General features: G+C 41.1%; 17 protein-coding genes. 7 read left to right on the forward strand and 10 right to left on the reverse strand.

Annotation, left to right across the window (positions count from 1 at the left end; all coding sequences use genetic code 11):
• Window positions 1-207: 207 nt before the first annotated feature.
• Entirely contained in the window at window positions 208-3,963 is a 3,756-nt protein-coding gene (putA, locus tag ACSC9N_RS07590; protein ID WP_029575035.1) for a trifunctional transcriptional regulator/proline dehydrogenase/L-glutamate gamma-semialdehyde dehydrogenase, read from the reverse strand.
• A 117-nt stretch (window positions 3,964-4,080) separates the two neighbouring features.
• Between putA and ACSC9N_RS07595 the strand changes: the two genes are divergently transcribed.
• Complete coding sequence (locus ACSC9N_RS07595; protein WP_010326795.1) at window positions 4,081-4,575, forward strand: Lrp/AsnC ligand binding domain-containing protein; 495 nt, start codon at window positions 4,081-4,083, stop codon at window positions 4,573-4,575.
• A gap of 69 nt (window positions 4,576-4,644) precedes the next feature.
• On the opposite strand, the gene putP is transcribed toward ACSC9N_RS07595, so the two are convergent.
• Complete coding sequence (gene putP / locus ACSC9N_RS07600; RefSeq protein WP_010326794.1) at window positions 4,645-6,168, reverse strand: sodium/proline symporter PutP; 1,524 nt, start codon at window positions 6,166-6,168, stop codon at window positions 4,645-4,647.
• A 1,126-nt stretch (window positions 6,169-7,294) separates the two neighbouring features.
• On the opposite strand from putP, the gene ACSC9N_RS07605 reads away from it, so the two are divergent.
• From ACSC9N_RS07605 to ACSC9N_RS07620, 4 genes are all read left to right on the forward strand, one after another.
• Window positions 7,295-7,660, forward strand: a complete 366-nt coding sequence (locus ACSC9N_RS07605; RefSeq protein WP_010326793.1) for a hypothetical protein — start codon at window positions 7,295-7,297, stop codon at window positions 7,658-7,660.
• A 140-nt stretch (window positions 7,661-7,800) separates the two neighbouring features.
• Complete coding sequence (mfd, locus tag ACSC9N_RS07610) at window positions 7,801-11,259, forward strand: transcription-repair coupling factor (protein ID WP_010326792.1); 3,459 nt, start codon at window positions 7,801-7,803, stop codon at window positions 11,257-11,259.
• A gap of 231 nt (window positions 11,260-11,490) precedes the next feature.
• Window positions 11,491-11,925 (forward strand): HIT domain-containing protein, encoded by a 435-nt coding sequence (locus tag ACSC9N_RS07615; RefSeq protein WP_004696995.1) that lies wholly within the window; start codon window positions 11,491-11,493, stop codon window positions 11,923-11,925.
• Between the two features lie 58 nt (window positions 11,926-11,983).
• Window positions 11,984-13,447, forward strand: coding sequence for an adenylate/guanylate cyclase domain-containing protein (locus ACSC9N_RS07620; protein WP_010326791.1), 1,464 nt, complete (start codon window positions 11,984-11,986; stop codon window positions 13,445-13,447).
• 75 nt (window positions 13,448-13,522) lie between these two features.
• On the opposite strand, the gene fdx is transcribed toward ACSC9N_RS07620, so the two are convergent.
• From fdx to ACSC9N_RS07660, 8 genes are all read right to left on the reverse strand, one after another.
• On the reverse strand, window positions 13,523-13,861 hold the full coding sequence (gene fdx, locus ACSC9N_RS07625; protein WP_004697000.1) for an ISC system 2Fe-2S type ferredoxin: 339 nt from the start codon (window positions 13,859-13,861) through the stop codon (window positions 13,523-13,525).
• A 16-nt stretch (window positions 13,862-13,877) separates the two neighbouring features.
• Window positions 13,878-15,737 (reverse strand): Fe-S protein assembly chaperone HscA, encoded by a 1,860-nt coding sequence (gene hscA / locus ACSC9N_RS07630; protein ID WP_010326790.1) that lies wholly within the window; start codon window positions 15,735-15,737, stop codon window positions 13,878-13,880.
• A gap of 37 nt (window positions 15,738-15,774) precedes the next feature.
• On the reverse strand, window positions 15,775-16,290 hold the full coding sequence (gene hscB, locus ACSC9N_RS07635; protein ID WP_004697004.1) for a Fe-S protein assembly co-chaperone HscB: 516 nt from the start codon (window positions 16,288-16,290) through the stop codon (window positions 15,775-15,777).
• Between the two features lie 119 nt (window positions 16,291-16,409).
• Window positions 16,410-16,730 (reverse strand): iron-sulfur cluster assembly protein IscA, encoded by a 321-nt coding sequence (gene iscA, locus ACSC9N_RS07640; RefSeq protein ID WP_010326789.1) that lies wholly within the window; start codon window positions 16,728-16,730, stop codon window positions 16,410-16,412.
• A gap of 36 nt (window positions 16,731-16,766) precedes the next feature.
• Complete coding sequence (gene iscU, locus ACSC9N_RS07645; protein WP_004697007.1) at window positions 16,767-17,153, reverse strand: Fe-S cluster assembly scaffold IscU; 387 nt, start codon at window positions 17,151-17,153, stop codon at window positions 16,767-16,769.
• Window positions 17,154-17,257: 104 nt separating this feature from the next.
• The gene (locus tag ACSC9N_RS07650; RefSeq protein WP_004697009.1) at window positions 17,258-18,475 is read right to left on the reverse strand and encodes an IscS subfamily cysteine desulfurase; all 1,218 of its coding nucleotides are present in this window, start codon (window positions 18,473-18,475) and stop codon (window positions 17,258-17,260) included.
• Between the two features lies 1 nt (window position 18,476).
• A complete protein-coding gene (locus ACSC9N_RS07655) occupies window positions 18,477-18,950 on the reverse strand; it encodes an Rrf2 family transcriptional regulator (RefSeq protein ID WP_004697011.1) in 474 nt (157 codons plus the stop codon).
• A gap of 113 nt (window positions 18,951-19,063) precedes the next feature.
• The gene (locus ACSC9N_RS07660; protein WP_010326788.1) at window positions 19,064-19,711 is read right to left on the reverse strand and encodes a hypothetical protein; all 648 of its coding nucleotides are present in this window, start codon (window positions 19,709-19,711) and stop codon (window positions 19,064-19,066) included.
• A gap of 193 nt (window positions 19,712-19,904) precedes the next feature.
• On the opposite strand from ACSC9N_RS07660, the gene ACSC9N_RS07665 reads away from it, so the two are divergent.
• Both ACSC9N_RS07665 and ACSC9N_RS07670 read left to right on the forward strand, forming a co-directional pair.
• Complete coding sequence (locus ACSC9N_RS07665) at window positions 19,905-20,372, forward strand: phasin family protein (protein ID WP_010326787.1); 468 nt, start codon at window positions 19,905-19,907, stop codon at window positions 20,370-20,372.
• Window positions 20,373-20,540: 168 nt separating this feature from the next.
• The gene (locus ACSC9N_RS07670; RefSeq protein ID WP_004697018.1) at window positions 20,541-20,813 is read left to right on the forward strand and encodes an HU family DNA-binding protein; all 273 of its coding nucleotides are present in this window, start codon (window positions 20,541-20,543) and stop codon (window positions 20,811-20,813) included.
• The last annotated feature ends 106 nt before the right edge of the window (window positions 20,814-20,919 follow it).

Consider the following 20,919-nt stretch of genomic DNA (forward strand, 5'->3'; position numbering starts at 1 on the left):
CCTAAAGATATTCAGCAAAAGCGTGGGGTTTATTCATGTTAAAGATGGTTTGATACTTTGCTATATCGGAAATTATCGAGCAGATTAAGCCAAACCGAGTCGCATAAAAAATGCCAAGTAAACAGACCAGGAGATGTTGACTTGGCAATAGAGGAAACACAGTAATAAACCTGTAGTCCCGATAAGAGCTACAGGTTTAAATTCGGCTTAGTTCAAAGTCATGAGACTTGCATTACCACCAGCAGCTGCAGTGTTAACACTAATAGCGCGCTCAATCACAAAGCGTTCTAAAGGAATGGCAGTTTGTGATGGGCTAAGATGAGTAATGCCTACAATCGCACCTTGACGCTCAGCAATCTGCTGTTGCAGAGCTAAAAGCTGCGCCGTTGTACCATGATGTAATACTGCATCAAAAGCATCAGTTTTGATGTCTTTGATGACATGGAACGCTTGAGCCAATGCTTTAGGCATGCTTGGCATGTGTTTTAACACAAAGCTGTTATCTGAAAGCACTGCTGGACGGCTACCAACTGCAAAAATTGCATTCAACTGTTGTAGTTGATCCGCTTCTTGTTCAGCTAATGACAAGACTGCATGACGCGGAATCACCATGTATTGGTTGCTTTCACCAGTCGGACCTTGCAGCTCGTAATGATGACCTGAACAGAAGTTCTCAATTTTTGCCAATTTCACTGCTGGGAAGGCTTTAGCTGCCCACTCAAGGAACAATGCAGAGTTGCTGAACTCGACTTGAGGGTTCAAATCAGCACCTGTTGCAAATGGTTTATTCAACTTTTTCGCAGAACAGTTTTGCATTAGGCGATATAGATAAATTGGACCACCCGCTTTAGGGCCTGTACCTGATAAACCTTCGCCACCAAAAGGTTGTACACCGACAACTGCACCCACGATGTTACGGTTGATGTAGAGGTTACCTACTTCAGCATGGGTCATTACAGTTTGAATGGTCTCGTCAATACGGGTATGTAGACCCATCGTCAGGCCATAGCCTTTGCTGTTGATGTGCTCAAGTAGCTGTTTGAGTGAACCTTGGTTAAAGCGAATCACGTGCAGCACTGGACCAAACACTTCGCGCTCTAAATCATTGAGATTTGGTAACTCAATTAGTGTTGGTATAATGAACGTGCCTGCATCTAGTTCAGAGTCTTGAGTATCATTACGCATCAACTGGTGTACGCGATGACCTTTTTGGCGCATCTTGTCGATGTGCTTTTGAATGTTTTCTTGCGCTTCAGCATCAATCACAGGGCCAATATCAGTTTTAAGTAGATATGGGTTGCCCACTTGAAGTTGTTGCATTGCACCTTTAAGCATTTGAATCACAGCATCGGCATTGTCTTCTTGTACACACAGTACGCGAAGGGCAGAACAACGTTGACCTGCGCTGTCATAAGCTGAACTGACGACATCAAGTACAACTTGCTCAGTCAATGCTGATGAGTCAACGATCATGGCATTTTGACCGCCTGTTTCAGCAATCAGGGGAATGCTTTCACCAGTTTTGCTTAGACGCTTCGCCACAGTTTTTTGCAAAATCTTAGCAACTTCAGTAGAACCTGTGAACATGATGCCTTGAACTTGCTCGGCTGCACTGAGTTGTGCACCCACAGTTTCACCGCGACCCGGCATCAGCTGTACAGCAGCTTGAGGCACACCCGCTTGCCATAAGATTTGAATTGCTTGAGCTGCGATCAATGGTGTTTGTTCAGCTGGTTTAGCAATCACGGTATTACCCGCAACCAATGCAGCAGCAACCTGACCTGTGAAGATGGCCAATGGGAAGTTCCATGGGCTAATGCATAGCATAGTGCCTAAAGGCTCAACTTCTGCGTTTGCATCTAGATCAATCATTTGCGTTGCGTAGTAGCGTAAGAAATCTACAGCTTCACGAACTTCTGCAATAGCATTGGCATACGTTTTACCACTTTCACGGCAAAGTAAAACCATCAGTTCTTCTAAGCGAGCTTCCATTAGGTCAGCAGCGCGAAGTAGGTAACTTGCACGGGTGTCTTTAGCCGTACGTGCCCAAATGTCTTGAACAGCCTGCGCATTGTTTAATGCTTGCTCAACTTGTTCAGTTGTTGCTTCTTGTACATAACCCACAACATCTGAGTGACGTGCTGGGTTGATAATGCTTTGCGGAGCAACGGCGTCATTGGTCTGAAAGTGCTCACCCATTGGTGCAGCAGACCATTGGTGCTTAGCAAACTGTTGAGCTGTTTGGTTCAGATGAATTAATGCAGAGTCATTTGCAAGGTCTAAACCTTTGGAGTTTGCACGTAGCTGCCCATAAAGCTCAGCAGGAAGTGGAATCGAAAGGTGCTTTTGACCCACGATATTTTCACGTTTTGCACTGCTTAAAATGGTTTGAGTTGGGTTTTCAATCAAATCATCAATTGCGAGTGACTTGTCTGCAATACGGTTGACAAAAGAGGTGTTTGCACCATTTTCAAGTAAACGACGTACAAGATAAGCCAATAGTGTTTCATGGTTGCCCACTGGCGCATAAATACGGCACGGTACACCCAGTTTTTTATCTTGCTTTTCACCGACCACTTGTTCATACAGTGGCTCGCCCATGCCGTGTAAGCATTGGAACTCGTACTGACCCACGTAGTATTTCTCTGGGTTGGCCATTTCATAAATGGTCGCCAAGGTTTGCGCATTGTGCGTTGCAAACTGTGGGTAGATTTGTTCTGGTGCAGCCAATAATTTTTTCGCACACGCGATATACGACAAGTCTGTATGTACTTTACGGGTAAATACAGGGTAGTCGGTCATCCCTTCGATTTGTGCTTTCTTGATTTCGCTGTCCCAGTACGCGCCTTTCACCAAACGGATCATTAAGCGTTTTTCGCTACGTTTAGCCAAGTCTACGATGTAGTCAACCACGTAGAAACAACGTTTTTGATACGCTTGGATAACGAAACCAATGCCTTTCCAGTCTTTGAGTTCTGGTTCAAAGCATAGACGTTCAAGCATTTCTAAAGAAATTTCTAAACGCTCAGATTCTTCGGCATCGATATTTAAACCGATGTTATAGCCGCGTGCTAATTTAGCAAGGGTAAAGACTTTGCCGTACAACTCTTCATGCATACGTGCAACTTGTGCACGTTGGTAGCGAGGGTGTAGAGCAGATAATTTAATTGAAATACCCGGGCCGTCATAAACATCTTTGTCTTTTGATGCTTGACCAATGGCATGAATGGCATCGGTATAGTCTTTCATATAACGATTAGCATCATGATCGGTCAGTGCCGCTTCACCCAGCATGTCGTATGAATAGCGGAAGCCTTTTTCCTCAAGACGTTCAGCGTGTTGTAATGCTTCACCAATGGTTTCGCCAGTCACAAACTGTTCGCCCATCATACGCATAGCTACATCAACCGCTTTACGGATGATGCCACGACCACTACGTGCCAATAAGCCTGTTAAAGTGCCTGATAAGCTATTTTGCTTTGGTGTTTCCATGAGCTTGCCAGTCAGCATGAGACCCCATGCTGCCGCATTGACAAACATCAGGTTACTTTGACCAACGTGCTCTTTCCAGTTGCCTTGGTTGATTTTGTCTTTAATCAATAGGTCACGTGTCGCCATGTCAGGAATACGAAGCAATGCTTCAGCTAAACACATCAATGCGATGCCTTCTTGAGAAGACAATGCAAATTCTTGTAAGAGACCCTGTACAATACCTGCTTTACCGCTGCCGCTTTTACGTTCACGTAAAGTATGAGCCAAATCAAACGCAAGTTCATGAATGCGTTGATTCATCTCGTCAGAGATTTTGCTGTGGTCTAATAAGTTTTGAACACAGTCAGTTTCGGCACGTCGCCAAGCGGTATTGATTTCAACTTCAAGCTCACTTTTTTCTTTGAATTCGGTAATATATTCAAATTGAGTTTGAGCGTCGTTGAAATGCGTATTGCTTTCCATCATATTCATGCCTACATCCTGTGCATACAATAATGTGTTGAGAGATCTATAGTAATTAATTTATGATTACAGAAAGAATACCGAATAACTCACTATAATTTGTATGCTATTTAGAGATTAATTCAGATGACGAGCCCAATTTTTAGCTTGGACCGAACAGATATCAAAATATTAGATATTCTTCAAAGAGATGGAAAAATATCGAATATTAAACTTGCCGAAGAAGTGAACTTATCAGCGACAGCTGCTTTGGCTCGGGTGCAAAAATTAACCAAGGAAGGCTTTATTTTGAATTATGAAGCACGCTTAAATCCAAACATGCTGAATGCCAGTTTTGTGGTTTTTGTTGAGATACTTTTGGATAAAACCACGCCACATGTCTTGGAAGATTTTCGCCATGCCGTACTACAGCATGATGAAATTGTGGAATGTCATATGACCAGTGGGGGCTTTGATTTTGTGGTGAAGATTCGTTGTGCCAGTATGGATGAGTTCCGAAAAATCTCAGGTCAAGTCTTGTGGCAACTGCCGGGCGTTAAAGAAACACGCAGTTATCCCGTGATGGAAGTCATCAAAGAAAGCTCACGTATTCAACTCAAATACAAACCTTTGTCGAAATAATTGAGTGCATGAGATGCAAAAAAAAAAGGGGCTTAAAAGCCCCTTTTTTTTGTTGGTCTACACGTTCAATTAACGTTGTGTAGATTCTTCTTTCATTTCAGCCATGGCTTGTTTGTACATGCTGTCTGCTTGTTCAAAGCGTTGTACTACTTCAGCTTCAGGGGCTTTACCCATTAAGCTTACAACTACAATGCTGATCCAAGAGAAGATGAAGCCTGGAATAATTTCATATAGACCTAAGTGTCCTAATGCATTTTTCCATACAATCACAGTTACCGCACCAACAATAATACCTGCAATAGCACCATTCAAGGTCATGCGCTTCCAGAACAAAGACAAGATAATCAGTGGACCAAATGCCGCACCAAAACCTGCCCATGCATAAGCTACAAGGCCTAGAACTTTACTGTCAGGGTTGCTTGCTAAGCAAATTGCAAGAACAGCAACTGCAAGAACCATGAAACGACCCACCCAGACCAATTCTTTTTGAGAAGCGGTTTTACGGATGAATGCTTTGTACATGTCTTCTGTCAATGTTGTAGAACAAACCAGTAACTGACAGCTTAATGTACTCATCACCGCAGCTAAAATTGCAGCTAAAACAATGCCTGCAATCCATGGGTTGAATAATATTTTAGTTAGTTCCATGAACACAGTTTCTGGGTTTTGAGAAACCACAGCCGCCAGTTCAGGGTGTTGTTGGAAGTAAGCAATCGCAATAAAACCTGCACCGACTGCACCACCTAGACATAAAATCATCCATGTCATACCAATGCGACGCGCAGCAGGAATTGTTTTCACAGAGTCTGCAGCCATGAAGCGCACTAAAATGTGTGGCTGACCAAAATAGCCTAAGCCCCATGCCAATGATGACAGGATGGCAACAGTGCTGAGCTCAGAGACAATGTGCATTGCTTGTGGGCGAGCAGTTTCAAGTAGGACTGAAAACTGTGCAGCATTACCATCAATCGCAAGATAAGTCATGATTGGGGTAAGCAGCAGAGCAAAAATCATTAAGCCTGCTTGGAAGGTGTCTGTCCAACTAATAGCAAGGAAGCCGCCGATACATACATAACTGATGGTTGCAATTGCGCTAATCCAAAGAGCAGTGGTGTAATCCCAACCAAAAATGCTTTCAAATAAACGTGAGCCAGCGACCATGCCTGAAGCACAGTAAATCGCGAAGAATACTAAAATAACGATCGCTGAGATCATACGCAAGATACGTTTACGATCTGCGAAACGACCTGTGAAATAATCAGGCAGGGTGAGGGCATTGTTTTGGACTTCAGTATGTACACGTAAACGTCCTGCAACCAATAACCAGTTGAGCCATGCACCAATGATCAGACCTACAGCAATCCACGCTTCAGACAAACCAGACAAATAAATTGCGCCCGGTAAGCCCATCAGTAACCAGCCACTCATGTCTGATGCACCTGCAGAAAGCGCAGTAACTACACTTCCTAAGCTACGACCACCTAAGATGTAATCATCAAAGTTGTTTGTGGACTTGTATGCATACAAACCGATGCCAACCATGGCAATGATATAAACTAAAAATGTGACGAGGGTGGGGTTAATTTGACTCATAGGCATTCCTTGGCAAAATCCGACTTGGGAGATTTTTTAATCGCTTTGTTTGAGACGGCGATTCAAGCATAAAAATAAAATTACACTCTGTAACAGTTGTAAGGTGTTTTTGTATATTTTGTGTAATTATTAATTGTTTTTTAAAATTAAACAATAAGTTGTTGAAAATATGTTGTTTATTGGTCAATTATTATTCTTTTTTATAGGGTGAATGAAATTCTAAGCATTTATTTCGTAAAATCAGCGGGCTAGTTATAATTTATGATTTTTTATTGCTTACGAAAAATTACATTACCTACAAAACAGGTGTATTTACATATAAAGTGTTTCATTTATGAAATGTATTTACAGTCGTGAAATAGTTAGAAAAGACGAATATTTCACCATTGAACTAATTTTGTTAAGGCATTCATACTTTGAGTGCATTGGAAAACTTTCAAATTTCTAATTAGAAAAAAGGAATTCAATGGCATTTTCTGCTTGCTTTGGAACAAGTGAAAATAGCGTCGGTATAAATTAACTGCAAATTTGACAAAATTTCTCCTGAAATTGTGCAGGCCATTGCGGGGGCATGTGAGCAATTGAGCCAAACTCCTGAAAATTGGACATACGCTTTCCCTATAGATGTCTATAAAGTTGGGGTGGGCACCTCAATTAATATGAATAGCAACAAAGTGCTGGCCAATCTTGCATTAAAGCATGTATTCCTTTCTTAAGGTAAATACGAGGTTCTTCAACCAAAAGACCTTGTGACTAAATATCAATTGACCAATACTTTCTACAGTGGCGCTATGTTTAGCAATTAATTAGTGTTGGTATTTTAATCGAATCTTAGGTCATGTGAAATGGGTAAACAGTGTATTGCGGAAAACAAAACAGTTCAGTGAGTGGTATTGGAGAAAGGGTTGTTGACTTAATAACCCTTAGGTCACATTTTCTCATTTGAAACTTGGCTGCTGAGTTGACGCCTAAGGTTGTATCTTTAGCATACGCTAGCTAGAACATTTATAACTATATATAGGTATAAAAGTAGTCAATGCGCTGCTTTTATACTTTTTAGCCGATACAAGCTAACAAAAGGTAGCAGTTAGAACTACAATAAGCTTGAGTGAAGAACCATGATTAAATGTCTATGCTGAGTAAATTAAGCCAATTATTTAAATTAAAGAAAGATGCGCCAGAACAACTTTTTTTGCAGCAGCATCAGATTGAATATAATGATGAAAAAGGCTTTATCATTGAAGGTATTGTGCTAAATGCCATACATGCTGAACGTTTGGTCTATTTTTCAAATCGTAGAATTAGTGAGTTTGATGATCTTAATGCACTTTTTTATAGTGCTATGCTAATCAATGAGAAAATCGACTTAGAAATTGCCAATGAACGATTTGTCGCACGTTTAGGTAATAATCTAGAAAACTTAACTGAGCTAAAGCGAATGATTAAGCTACTTAATGACTATTATTACCAGTTTATACGTGACAAAAAATAAGTCTTTTAAAAGCCATAAATTTGAGTTGTAAAAAGGACTTAGCGCTAGATTGATGTTGTTGTTGTCGTGAAAAATAACATGCAGCGAGAGGACATCATGCTAGTATATGACGCATGTTTTTAAACGCTAAAGCCATGTCCATGTTCCAAGAAGAAATCTCCCAACTGAATGTGCAACAACTAAAAACAGGCGAAAAACGTTGGCTGGGAAATTTGCTCGGCTCTTCAGCTGCATTATTCATTCAAACGTTAAGTACACAAAATAAAAAGCTCTTTGTAGTTGTGGCGAAAAATAATCAACACTTAGCACAACTCGAAAGTGAATTTGAATTTTACGGTATTCGACCGACCATTTTCCCAGACTGGGAAATTCTGCCTTATGATCGTTTATCTCCTCATCAAGATATTGTATCTGAGCGTCTCGCAATTTTATCCAATATGCCGCAAACAGGTGTCTTACTGATTTCGGCTTCGACCTTGGCGCAGCGTGTAGCGCCGACTTCGTGGGTTTTGGGAGAACACTTTGATATTCACGTCGGTCAAAAGTTTGAATTAGAACAGCAAAAGAAGCGTTTGATTCAAGCAGGCTATCATTTGGTCGACACAGTATATGACCATGGTGAATTTGCGGTTCGGGGTAGCATTATGGATATCTATGCCTCAGGTCAAGCTGCACCAATTCGCATAGATTTGTTTGATGATGAAATTGAAACCCTTAAATTTTTTGATCCTGAAACACAGCGCACTACGCAAAACTTAAAACAGTTTTCCGTATTACCAGCTAAAGAGTTTCCTTTAAAAGAGGCACGCAGCATATTTCGTGATCGCTATGCAGAAATGTTTCCGACGGCAAATCCAAAGAAAAATCCAATTTATCAGGATGTGTTAGAAGGGATTGCCTCACCAGGGATTGAGTTCTATTTCCCACTATTTTTCAGTGCTGCGCAGATGGAAGCTCAAAGCACACTGCTTTCATACTTACCAAATCATTCCATTGTCATTACAGATAGGCAAGTTGATGATGGTTTAGATAGTTTTTGGAAAGAAATCGATCGACGTTATGAAGACCGTCGCCATAATGTTGATCAGCCAATTTTAGCCCCTAACCAGCTTTTTATTTCGACCAATCAAGTTTTAGAACAGCTCAATACCTTTCCACGTATTATTGCCTCAGTCGAGGCTTTTGATCTAAAAGCGGGTGTGACCAATTTAAATACTGAACTTCCACCACGTTTAGCGGTCGATCCTAAAAATGAAAAGCCCTTTCACGCGGTTAAACAGTATATTGATGCTGCTAACCATCCAGTATTACTGGTTGCTGAAAGTGCGGGGCGTCGTGAAACTTTAAAAGATGCATTGCGCGCCACATTGGGAGAGATTCCTAATGTCGAGAATTTTGCTGAATTTCAAAAATCTTTACATGCCATTGCAATTACCAGTGCGCCCTTAGAGCGTGGCTTGGTATTAAAAGACAGCATTAGCATCATTTCTGAAAATCAGTTGTATGAGCATCGCGTTGTACAGCGCCGTCGTAAACGCCAGCAAGAGGTTTCGGAAGAGTTTCTCATCCGCAGTTTGACTGAGTTGAGTATGGGTGCGCCGGTGGTGCACATCGACTATGGTGTGGGGCGTTATGCGGGCTTAGTCACTTTAAGCATTGATGATCAAGACTATGAGTTCTTGCAGCTTGATTATGCCGATGCCGCCAAAGTTTATGTTCCTGTCACCAATTTACATTTGATCAGCCGTTATAGCGGCGGCGACCCAGACTTAGCACCCTTGCATAAGTTGGGTACAGATGCTTGGAGTAAAGCAAAGCGTAAAGCATTGGAGCAAATCCATGATGTAGCAGCGGAGCTATTGCATATCCAAGCCCGTCGCCAAGCGAAGCCAGGTTTTGGTTTTGAGTTGGATCAAGGTCAATATATGCAGTTTGCCAGTGGCTTTGCCTATGAGGAAACACTCGATCAAGCCAATGCGATTGAAGCGACTTTGTATGATATGCAATTGGCTAAACCGATGGATCGCTTGGTCTGTGGTGATGTGGGCTTTGGTAAAACCGAAGTTGCGATGCGCGCAGCATTCTTAGCCGTGCAGAACAACAAACAAGTGGCCGTTTTGGTGCCGACGACGTTGCTGGCCCAACAGCATTATGAGTCGTTTAAAGACCGTTTTGCAGACTGGCCTATTCGTATCGAAGTTTTATCACGTTTTGGCAGCAGTAAATCACATACGAAAACGATCGAAGACTTAGCTGAGGGCAAAGTCGATATTGTGATTGGTACGCATAAAATTCTACAAGAAAGTGTCCAGTTTAAAGACTTAGGCTTGATGATTGTGGATGAAGAACACCGCTTTGGTGTACGCGATAAAGAGCGGATTAAAGCGATGCGTGCAGATGTGGATATGTTGACTCTGACTGCAACTCCAATTCCACGGACTTTAAATATGGCCTTTAGTGGCATGCGCGATCTATCCATTATTGCCACACCACCTGCACGACGTTTAGCGGTAAAAACTTTTGTGCAAGAACATACGGGTGATTCAGTTAAAGAAGCCATCTTGCGTGAGTTACTGCGTGGTGGACAAGTTTATTTCCTACATAATGAAGTAGAAACCATTGAGCGTGCAGCGGAGAGTCTTCGAGAACTGGTCCCTGAGGCACGTGTAGCTGTTGCACATGGTCAAATGCGTGAACGCGAGTTAGAACAAGTCATGCAGCAGTTCTACCATAAAGAATATAACGTCCTGGTTTGTTCAACCATTATTGAAACAGGGATTGACGTTCCGAATGCCAATACTATTTTAATTGAACGGGCAGATAAGCTGGGTTTAGCGCAGTTGCATCAACTACGTGGGCGTGTAGGGCGCTCGCATCACCAAGCCTATGCCTATCTGTTGGTGCCATCCATCAAAGGGTTGAAAGGCGATGCCGAAAAGCGTCTAGATGCGATTCAGCGGGCATCGACATTAGGTGCGGGTTTTATGTTGGCCACGGAAGACTTAGAAATTCGCGGAGCGGGTGAGCTACTCGGCGAGCAACAAAGTGGTTCAATGCAAGCGATTGGCTATAGCTTGTATATGGAGATGCTTGAAAAGGCGACCAAAGCCATTCAAAAAGGCAAAACCCCGAACTTCGATGCGCCACTCTCACTGACCGCAGAAATCAATTTACATATGCCAGCTTTGATTCCAGATGAATATCTGGGAGATGTCCATCAGCGTTTATTGTTCTATAAGCGTATTAGTAATACGGACAGTCAGGAAAAGCTCGATAACATTCGTATGGAGTTGATTGACCGTTTTGGGATACCGCCACAACCTGTGAAGCAGCTTTTTGCTGTGCATCAGATGCGTTTGAAAGCAGAAACACTGGGCATTACCAAAGTCGATATTGCTGCCAATGGTGGTGCGATTGAATTTTCACCAGATACTCCAGTTCAGGCGATTAGTATTATTCAGATGATGCAAAAACACCCGACCTTTTTTAGGATGGAGGGTGGTCAGCGCTTAAAGGTCATGGTGATGCTAGAGGAATATGAAAAACGGATTCAATTTATCAATGACTTATTGGAAAGTTTGTTGAAAGAGTTGCATTAAAATTTAGCTTTAATTTGCTGTGATTTCATACAGATATCAGGTCTTTCTTGCGGACTTGCGCTATAAAAAGAAAGACTTGATTTTTTGATGAAATTTATTAAAGTAATAAATGTGATGTAGTTCAAAGTAAAACGTAGTTTATTTGTGTTGAAACACATTGCTTGCAATATTCACCTCTGATTGGATGTGATAGTATTAGCCATTATTCTAATTTGCATCATTTATAAAGATATGTTTAGTTTGCATCCACAACTTGCTCAAGATACGTTTTTTGTAGGCGACTTTCCACTTTCAACATGTCGCTTAATGAATGATATGCAATTCCCGTGGCTAATTTTAATTCCACGCGTGCCAGGCATCACTGAGTTATATGAACTCAGTCAAGCCGACCAAGAACAGTTTTTGCGTGAGTCAAGCTGGTTATCAAGCCAATTGGCTCGTGTATTCCGTGCTGACAAAATGAATGTTGCTGCTTTAGGTAACATGGTTCCGCAGCTCCATTTCCACCATGTTGTACGTTATCAAAACGACGTCGCATGGCCAAAACCAGTTTGGGGTACTCCCGCTGTTCCTTATAGCAATGAAGTGCTTGCGCATATGCGTCAAACTTTAATGCTTGCACTACGTGGTCAAGGTGATATGCCATTCGATTGGCGTATGGACTAATACACGTGAGAAATCAAATCAGGGATGATTTGATCGTGCGCATAGTGGGGAACGAGCAGTGCCATTAGACGATTGGTTATCTAAAGAGCCTAAACAATTCGAGTATTTCCATCGTGTGATGGGATATGGCATGCTGTCTTTAATAACCATCGTCTATCATTATACGATGGCAGATACGCAATATCAGATTTATGTGCCGCTGTTGTTGCTCATTGTGTTATTGATCACACAACCATTTTCAAGGTGGTTAGGTTATCGCTTCAATAATACGATGCGACGCGGTGTGATGTTTGTTATTGATATTGTCATTACAGCGATCATTTTAGCCGCTGTACATCTCAGTATCGTACTCACATTTTTAACCATTTTTGCTATGCTTTACACGGCTATTAGCAATAAAATTTCTTTTTTGATGGTGTCTTTGGCCAGCCTGATTGGGGTGGTTGTCTTTTATGTCTCGATTATCTTTGTCTTTGGTTTTGGTGAGTATTTCGAGGCTACCAGTACCGAACTGATCGTATTGGGTTTTTTGTGCCTCACCACTTATTTTGGCGTGGGTAGCTATTATCACCGCAACCAAATGCAAGACATATACCGCCGAAAAAATCACTATTTCGATCAGATGAACCGTTATATGGAGTTTGCCAATCAGCTGAGTCGCTATGCACCAGTTCAGTTGTGGCAATCGATTATGAAGGGTGAGTCTGAAGCGAAAATTGAATACAAGCGTAAGAAACTGACAGTTTTCTTTTCAGATATTCAGGGCTTTACAGAGCTTTCTGAAAGCTTAATTCCGGATGATTTAGCATTTCTACTCAATGATTATTTAAAACACATGACCGAGATTGCGAAGCAATATGAAGGTACTGTTGATAAATTCATGGGGGATGCAATTTTAGTGTTTTTTGGTGATCCTAATTCCGAAGGTGTAGAGCGTGATGCTCAAAACTGTTTGGAAATGGCCATGGCGATGCGTCAGCAAATGAAAATTCTGCGCGAGCGTTGGGTGAAAATGGGTTATCCACCATTGCATATTCGTATGGGGATTTCTACAGGGTATTGTCACGTAGGGAACTATGGCGCATCGCATCGTATGGCTTATACCATTGTTGGTCGTGATGTAAACCTTGCTGCACGTTTACAAAGTGCAGCACAAGTGGATGAAATCTTAATTTCGGACGATACACATAATTTAGTAAAAAATGATTATCTTTGTGCACCGAAAGCGCCAATTTTCCTTAAGGGGATTAAAGGTGCTGTGAAGACGTGGCAAGTCGTTGAAAAATATACCTCGCAAAAATTAGACTATCAGCGCTGGTTTGATTATGAATATAAAGGGTTTCATTTACTGCTGAACTTAGATCAAGTGCAGAATTTTGAATATCCGCAGTTAATTCAAGTCTTAGAAAAAATGATTCAACGCATTCAAACCCAACAGAAGATGACCAATTCGCAAGGTATCGTCAAACTCAATCTTGAAGATGAAGTAATAGAGCCTGTTCAGAAAAATGAATATCATTAACTTGATGGTATCGGATACAAAAATGAGAGTCGTAAAGAAGCCACTACAATGAGTGGCTTTTTTATGCTTTGAAAATTAGTGATTTTCAGACGCGTGGTTAATTGTGTATTTAGGAATTTCAACTTCTAAGTCTTCATCCACTAACTTCACTTGGCAAGACAAGCGAGAGTCAGGTTCTAAGCCCCAAGCCCGATCCAGTAGATCGGCTTCAACATCATTCATTTCTTCTAAGCTGTCGAAGCCTTTACGTACCACAACGTGACAGGTTGTACATGCAGCTGACATATCGCACGCATGTTCAATCTTGATTCCATTTTTCAGTAAGCTTTCACAAAGATTCGCATTCTGTTCAACTTCAAACTCAGCACCTTCTGGGCAGATTTGCGCATGTGGGAGAACTTTAATACGTGGCATAGTCTTTACCTATAAATTAGTTTGAGTTTGACCAGTCGTCGAGTTTTGTGCCTTTCAGCGCTGCATCGATATGCTGATTCATACGTGCTGCTGCAAAAGCATCACTGTGTATTTTAAGCTGTTCAACAGCAGATTCAATTGCTTTGATTTCTGTTGTTTCAAGTGTTGCTTCTAATGAAGTTTTGGCCGCATTTAATGCAACTTGTTGTTCATTCGTGAGCAGGTGAGCATCCACTTTCAAGGCTTGCTCTAAAGCTTCGAGTTCGCGTTTTGCTTCAACTTTGGTTTCTTGTAAGTGACGAAGATTTTTATCTTCTTCAGCAAATTTATAACCATCAAGCAGTAAGCGTTCCATGTCACTATCAGCCAAACCATATGATGGTTTGATGTCAATTTGTGCATGTACGCCAGAGGTTGTTTCTTTAGCTGAAACCGTCAGTAGGCCATCGGCATCCACTTGGAAGGTCACTTCAATGCGTGCTTGACCCGCAGTCATTGGTGGAATACCGCGAAGGACAAAACGACCTAAGCTACGGCAATGCTCAACCAAATCACGCTCACCTTGAACCACATGAATCAACATCGCTGTTTGGCCATCTTGGTAGGTGGTGAACTCTTGGCGACGTGCAACTGGGATTGCGGTATTACGTGAAATAAGACGCTCGACCAAGCCACCCATGGTTTCTAGACCGAGAGAAAGCGGTGTTACATCAAGCAGTAATGCGCCATCGGCTGTGTTTCCAATCAGCTGATTGGCTGTAATCGATGCACCGATAGCAACAACTTCGTCTGGGTTGATGGTACACAATGGCTCTTGAGCAAATACATCGCGTACAGCGTTTTGTACAGCATAAGAGCGAGTTGAGCCACCGACCAAAACCACGTTTTGAATGTCGCTGAGTTCAAGCTTCGCATCACGGAGGACGCGTTTACACACACTAATTGTTTTATCTAAAGCAACTTTGATAATGCCTTCAAATGTCGCACGATCAAGCGTTAAGCTGTGCTCTAGGACTTGTAAATGAACGCTTTCTACATCGGTTAAAGCTTCTTTAGCTTTACGTGCAGCAACTAAAATGTGTGCATATTCAGTGTCATCGAACTGCTCAATGTTGAGTTCTTTTTTCGCCCATTTTACGATTAAGCGGTCAAGATCATCACCGCCTAATGCGGTATGGCCACCCGTTGCTAACACTTCAAACACGCCTTGTGAAAAGCGTAAAATTGAAACGTCAAAGGTACCGCCACCCAAGTCATAAATCACATAGTTGTGATCATGCGCAAGATTGGTTTCTTGGTCCAGACCATACGCAACTGCAGCAGCAGTAGGCTCATTTAAAAGTCGTAGTACATTTAAACCCGCAAGTTGTGCGGCATCGCGTGTTGCTTGACGTTGAGCCTCATCGAAGTATGCGGGAACGGTAATCACTGCACCATTGACTTCATTTTTTAAGCTCGCTTCAGCACGATCTTTTAGTTGCTTTAAAATTTCAGCGGACACTTCGACAGGAGTTTTGCGGCCCTGAGCGGTTTCAAAAGCAGGCATTTGATTATCTTCACCCACTAAAGTGTAGGGGTGTTGAAACTTAATGTCGGCTTTAGAGCGTCCCATAAAACGTTTGACTGAAACGATGGTGTTTTTAGGGTCGGCAGTCAAAAATGGTTTTGCTTCGTCGCCATATTGGGTTTGGTTTACACCATAATACGCGATCGATGGGAGTAAGACACGACCTTGTTCATCATGCAAAACTTTTGCCTTGCCTGAAAGTATAGTTGCAACTAGAGAGTGAGTTGTACCTAAGTCGATACCAATGGCAATACGGTGTTCATGTGGCGCACTTGATTGTCCAGGTTCTGCAATTTGCAAGAGAGCCATGTGTTACATCCTTTGAGCGTCAAAAATTAAAAATAAGTTAAAATTCATCATCTAAATCAAAGCTATCGTCATCTTCAAAACGATCTTCAGCTTTATCTATGTCATGCATGACTTTTACAAAGAAGCGAAGTTTGCGGACATCATCACGTGCCTCAGCCCAATCTTCCTCTTCAAAATCAATTTTGAATTCGCGGACTAAACCATCAATCCATTGTTGAACGTCTAATTTGAGTGATTGTAATTCATCTGCTGAACGTGCTTCATCAAGTTGTTCACGGATTTCTAAGGCAGACTGGAGAAATTCAAAATCATTGATGGATTGATCAAGATGATAATCTTGTTTTTTTAATCCTAATAAATATCCTGCACGGCTATCGACCTGAGATAAAACTTTAAATGCTTGATTGATCTCACTTGATTTTATGAGGGCTTGATCTTTATCGAGAGCTTTATCTGGGTGATATTGTTGCTGCAACTTTAAAAATTCTGATTTTAAGGTTGCTAAATCAATATCGAGTGCTACTGGGAGGTTAAACAACTCAAAATGATTCATAGGAGAGGGATTCCGCGCTAAATTGGGGGTCATTGCGAAAGCAAAAACAATCTATGTAAATGCAATTAAAACAGTGTGATACACACTGTTTTAATGTTGAAAAGCAAGTTAATGAACTGTTATACGGTGAAAGATTCACCACAGCCACATTCGCCTTTTTTGTTTGGGTTGTTAAACTCAAAGCCTTCGTTTAAACCATTTTTCACGTAGTCCATCTCCATACCATCGAGATAAACCAAGCTTTTTGGGTCTACAAATACTTTCACCCCAAACTGCTCAAAGCTAGTGTCATGTGCATCAATTGAATCGACAAATTCAAGCACATAAGCCAAACCAGAACAGCCTGAAGTTTTCACGCCAACGCGAATACCTTCACCCTTACCGCGATTTTTTAAATAATTGCTGATATGAGTTGCAGCATTTTCAGTTAAGTTGATCATGAAAACTCCCTAATCTTTCTTTAAAATGCGAAGCAATTAAGCTTTAGATTTTTTGCTGCGGTAGTCTTCAACAGCAGCTTTAATAGCATCTTCAGCCAGTACAGAACAGTGTACTTTTACTGGAGGAAGAGCAAGTTCAGTTGCGATATCAATGTTTTTGATCGCTTGAGCTTGATCTAAAGTTTTGCCTTTTAGCCATTCAGTCACTAAAGAGCTTGATGCAATAGCAGAACCACAACCATAAGTTTTGAAACGTGCTTCTTCAATCACACCGTTGTCATCTACTTGAATCTGTAAACGCATAACGTCGCCACATGCAGGTGCTCCGACCATACCTGTACCTACGTTTTCAGCATTTTTGTCTAATACACCTACATTACGAGGGTTTTCGTAATGGTCAATTACTTTTTCGCTATAAGCCATGATGCGTCTCCAAACCTCGGGGTCAGCGTTAATATTAAATATGGGGTCAAAACTTGATTTTTCAATGAAGCCATCCAGTATGTGAATGACTTCAATGGGAAAAATTAGTGTTCAGCCCACTCAACTGTAGAAAGGTCGATACCGTCTTTGTACATGTCCCAAAGTGGAGAAAGTTCACGAAGTTTCTCCACTGCAGAACGCGTCACTGTAAGTACATGGTCAATGTCTGCTTCAGTGGTGTATTTACCAAAACTGAAACGAATTGAACTGTGCGCAAGTTCGTCAGACAAACCTAGTGCACGTAATACATAAGAAGGTTCTAATGTTGCTGAAGTACAAGCTGAACCCGAAGATACAGCAGCGTCTTTCAACGACATCATTAACGATTCACCTTCAACAAAGTTGAAACTTACGTTTAAGTAGTTCGCAACGTTTTGTGTTGGGTGGCCGTTTAAGAAAATTTGTTCTAAGTCTTGTAAGCCATTCCAAAGCTTGTCACGAAGTACGCGAATGCGTGCTTGTTCAGAAGCTAAGTTTTTACCTGCAAGTTCAAATGCTTCACCCATACCAACGATTTGGTGTGTTGCAAGTGTACCAGAACGCATACCGCGTTCATGACCACCACCATGCATTTGCGCTTTTAAACGAACACGTGGAGTACGACGTACATAGAGTGCGCCAATACCTTTAGGGCCATAAATTTTATGAGCAGAGAAGCTCATAAGGTCAACTTTCATAGTTGAAAGGTCAATTTCAACTTTACCTGCAGCTTGCGCCGCATCGACATGGAAGAAGATCTTGTGTGCACGAGTAATTTCACCAATTGCCGCAACATCAGTCACAGAACCAATTTCGTTGTTTACCATCATAAGTGAAACAAGAATAGTGTCTGGACGAATAGCTGCTTCAACCATTTCAGGGGTAATTAAGCCAGTGTTTGGAAGTGGCTCAAGGTAAGTGATTTCAAAACCTTCAGACTCAAGCTCACGGCAAGTGTCTAAAATAGCTTTGTGTTCAATTTTACTTGTAATAATGTGCTTGCCTTTAGAGGCATAGAATTGTGCTACGCCTTTAAGAGCTAAGTTATCTGATTCAGTTGCACCAGAAGTCCAAACGATTTCGCGTGGATCTGCTTTGATCAAGTTTGCAACTTGTTCACGTGCATATTCTACTTTTTCTTCTGCCTGCCAGCCGTAAGCATGAGAGCGAGATGCTGGGTTGCCAAATGTGCCGTCAAATGTCAGGCATTCCATCATGCGTTCAGCGACTTGCGGGTCTACAGGAGTTGTTGCTGCATAATCAAGATAAATTGGACGTTTCATGTCAAATACCTGTTACCGATAAAAGGGCTGAATCTGAAGGTGCTGTGTTTTGGCGAATGGCAACTTTTTGAACGTTGTCACGTGCTACAAGGTCAGCAAGAGTGATTTTAGCGAGATAGTCGGCAATGTGATGGGAGAGTTCTTGCCATAAATCGTGAGTTAAGCACATTGCGCCATTTTGGCAGTTGCCTTTATGGTCACAGCGAGTGGCATCAACTGTTTCGTTTACAGCTTCAATAACTGCTAATACTGTAATTTCATCAGCGCGACGAGCTAAGTGGTAACCACCGTTGGCACCACGAATACTAGAAACTAAGCCGTGGCGCTTTAATTTCGCAAATAACTGTTCAAGATAAGCAACAGAGATAGTTTGACGAGCTGCAATTTCTGCAAGCGTGATCGTTTGTTCAGTTGGCTGCAAAGCTAAATCAAGTAGAGCAGTCACTGCGTAGCGTCCGCGAGTTGTTAAGCGCATGATTCGATACACATGATTAGACTAGATGTGCCGATTTTAAGAATCCTGACTAAAATAGTCAAGTTTTTTTAATAGGGATTGTGCGTATTTAATTTGCTTGAAATATTATGTAGTTATGCAAGCCAAATATTATATACCAATAAGCTAATCAAAAGTATAGAAAACACAAAAAATGTGACATTTATACGTTTTTGACGTTGCTCGATACGGCGAATACGATTTTTGTATTGTTTCACTTCAACCTGTAGAGTGTTGATTTTAGAACGTTGTTCTTCAATTTTCTCTAAAAGTGGTGCAATACGCTTTTTGGATGCAACCACATTTTGCGGATCAGTTGGTTCAGTTAACCAGTTTTTCCAATCGGCAAGAACTTTAGGTGCACTAAAATGTAAAATTAAATCTCGGAACTCATCTTTTAAGGTGATGTCACCATCAATACGCATGGTTTTAATACTACGACGGTTTCCAAAGACGAAAATTTTAATTAAATCCATCAATGTGGTGCGTACATCTAAGTCGACTGGTTTTTCGGGTGCTTTGGCGTCAAATAAAACACCTTGAGTGGTAAAGGTGATATAGAAGTCAAAATAAGGCAGGTAGCTATTTATTTTAATCGCAATATTTTGCTCAACAAACTTTTTAGAATGAAGTGCAACCACGCGGTCGTGTTTTAAAATAAGAGAAAAGATCGTCTCAAGAACAATCATCACCATAGTGAGTAGCATATGTGTTTGATTGTGTTCTTTTTGAGAATCACTCATAAGTAGTAACCTAAATCCTGACCTGAAATGAGCATCCTGCTCGCAAAAACTTCAGACTTAAAAATAAAAATGTAATAAAGATGCTTTGTAGAACAGTTTTACAAATCGATCAAGTCTAATATTTGCTAGTATAGTGCAATCTATAAGATTTTTTGGATGTTTTTGCACATAAATCATGCAGGAGATGGTGCTAATGGAAAAAGCAGATATAGAGTTGGATGATATTTCGCCAGAAGATGAAACACTAAAAAAAACAAAAACTAAGCATCATTTTCACCGTAAAAATAGTTTGGATTTTAGAAAGTATACCAAGCAAATCTGGTTAGCGGGTTTGGGTGCTTTTTCACGTGCAGAGGAAGAAGGGAATAAATTATTTGACTCCTTGGTCCAAGTCGGCGAAGAGTTAGAATCTAAAACCACTGAAATTGCTGACCAAACGGTTGAAAAGGTATCTGAGAAAGCGCGTGAATCGGTGACGGATACTAAAGACAAGGTTGAGAAGATTGTAGATCGCGGGGTAAATCACTCCTTAAACCGGATTGGATTGGTCACGGTGAAAGATATTCAGTACTTAGAAAACCTGATTCTTCAACTTAATGATAAAATCGATGTTTTGATTGAAGAAAATAAGAAGTTAAACGAAAAAGTGAATAAAAAGTGATCTGGTTGTGCTTTTGTACCTTTTTCAACGTTTTTTTGTGATTTATTTTCCAAAAAAGCATATACAGAGTATTGCGTTTTCACCTAAAGCATTGCTATAAAGGCGTTACGGTAATTTATACTAAATTTTTGGACCTTAAATAAACGATATTAAGAGGACGCGATCCACATGAATAAATCAGAATTAATTGATGCAATTGCAGAGAAAGGGGGATTGTCTAAGACTGATGCTGGTAAGGCCTTAGACGCTACAATTGCTTCAATCACTGAAGCGCTTAAGTCTGGTGATACAGTTACACTTGTTGGTTTTGGTACTTTCAATGTGAAAGAACGTGCTGCACGTACTGGCCGTAACCCACAAACTGGTGCTACTTTAGAAATTAAAGCAAGCAAAGTACCAAGCTTCAAAGCTGGTAAAGGTTTAAAAGATTCAGTTGCTTAATCTTTTAAATAAATACTAAACGCGCCTTTTCGGCGCGTTTTTTATTAAACATTAGAAAATGTGTCGATAACACATTCATTCATTGCTGCTTTTCAGTTAAAATCTC

Source organism: Acinetobacter sp. PC34, from assembly GCF_051789135.1.
GTDB classification, from domain to species: domain Bacteria; phylum Pseudomonadota; class Gammaproteobacteria; order Pseudomonadales; family Moraxellaceae; genus Acinetobacter; species Acinetobacter johnsonii.

Excerpts from the sequence above, each read along its gene's own strand:
- putA (WP_029575035.1), bottom strand. The coding sequence starts at position 3,963 with ATGAATATGATGGAAAGCAATACGCATTTCAACGACGCTCAAACTCAA.
- ACSC9N_RS07615 (WP_004696995.1), top strand. The coding sequence starts at position 11,491 with ATGTTTAGTTTGCATCCACAACTTGCTCAAGATACGTTTTTTGTAGGC.
- hscB (WP_004697004.1), bottom strand. The coding sequence starts at position 16,290 with ATGAATCATTTTGAGTTGTTTAACCTCCCAGTAGCACTCGATATTGAT.
- iscU (WP_004697007.1), bottom strand. The coding sequence starts at position 17,153 with ATGGCTTATAGCGAAAAAGTAATTGACCATTACGAAAACCCTCGTAAT.
- ACSC9N_RS07670 (WP_004697018.1), top strand. The coding sequence starts at position 20,541 with ATGAATAAATCAGAATTAATTGATGCAATTGCAGAGAAAGGGGGATTG.
- fdx (WP_004697000.1), bottom strand. The coding sequence starts at position 13,861 with ATGCCACGTATTAAAGTTCTCCCACATGCGCAAATCTGCCCAGAAGGT.
- ACSC9N_RS07660 (WP_010326788.1), bottom strand. The coding sequence starts at position 19,711 with ATGAGTGATTCTCAAAAAGAACACAATCAAACACATATGCTACTCACT.
- iscA (WP_010326789.1), bottom strand. The coding sequence starts at position 16,730 with ATGATCAACTTAACTGAAAATGCTGCAACTCATATCAGCAATTATTTA.
- ACSC9N_RS07655 (WP_004697011.1), bottom strand. The coding sequence starts at position 18,950 with ATGCGCTTAACAACTCGCGGACGCTACGCAGTGACTGCTCTACTTGAT.
- ACSC9N_RS07595 (WP_010326795.1), top strand. The coding sequence starts at position 4,081 with ATGACGAGCCCAATTTTTAGCTTGGACCGAACAGATATCAAAATATTA.
- mfd (WP_010326792.1), top strand. The coding sequence starts at position 7,801 with ATGTTCCAAGAAGAAATCTCCCAACTGAATGTGCAACAACTAAAAACA.
- ACSC9N_RS07650 (WP_004697009.1), bottom strand. The coding sequence starts at position 18,475 with ATGAAACGTCCAATTTATCTTGATTATGCAGCAACAACTCCTGTAGAC.
- hscA (WP_010326790.1), bottom strand. The coding sequence starts at position 15,737 with ATGGCTCTCTTGCAAATTGCAGAACCTGGACAATCAAGTGCGCCACAT.
- ACSC9N_RS07605 (WP_010326793.1), top strand. The coding sequence starts at position 7,295 with ATGTCTATGCTGAGTAAATTAAGCCAATTATTTAAATTAAAGAAAGAT.
- ACSC9N_RS07665 (WP_010326787.1), top strand. The coding sequence starts at position 19,905 with ATGGAAAAAGCAGATATAGAGTTGGATGATATTTCGCCAGAAGATGAA.
- putP (WP_010326794.1), bottom strand. The coding sequence starts at position 6,168 with ATGAGTCAAATTAACCCCACCCTCGTCACATTTTTAGTTTATATCATT.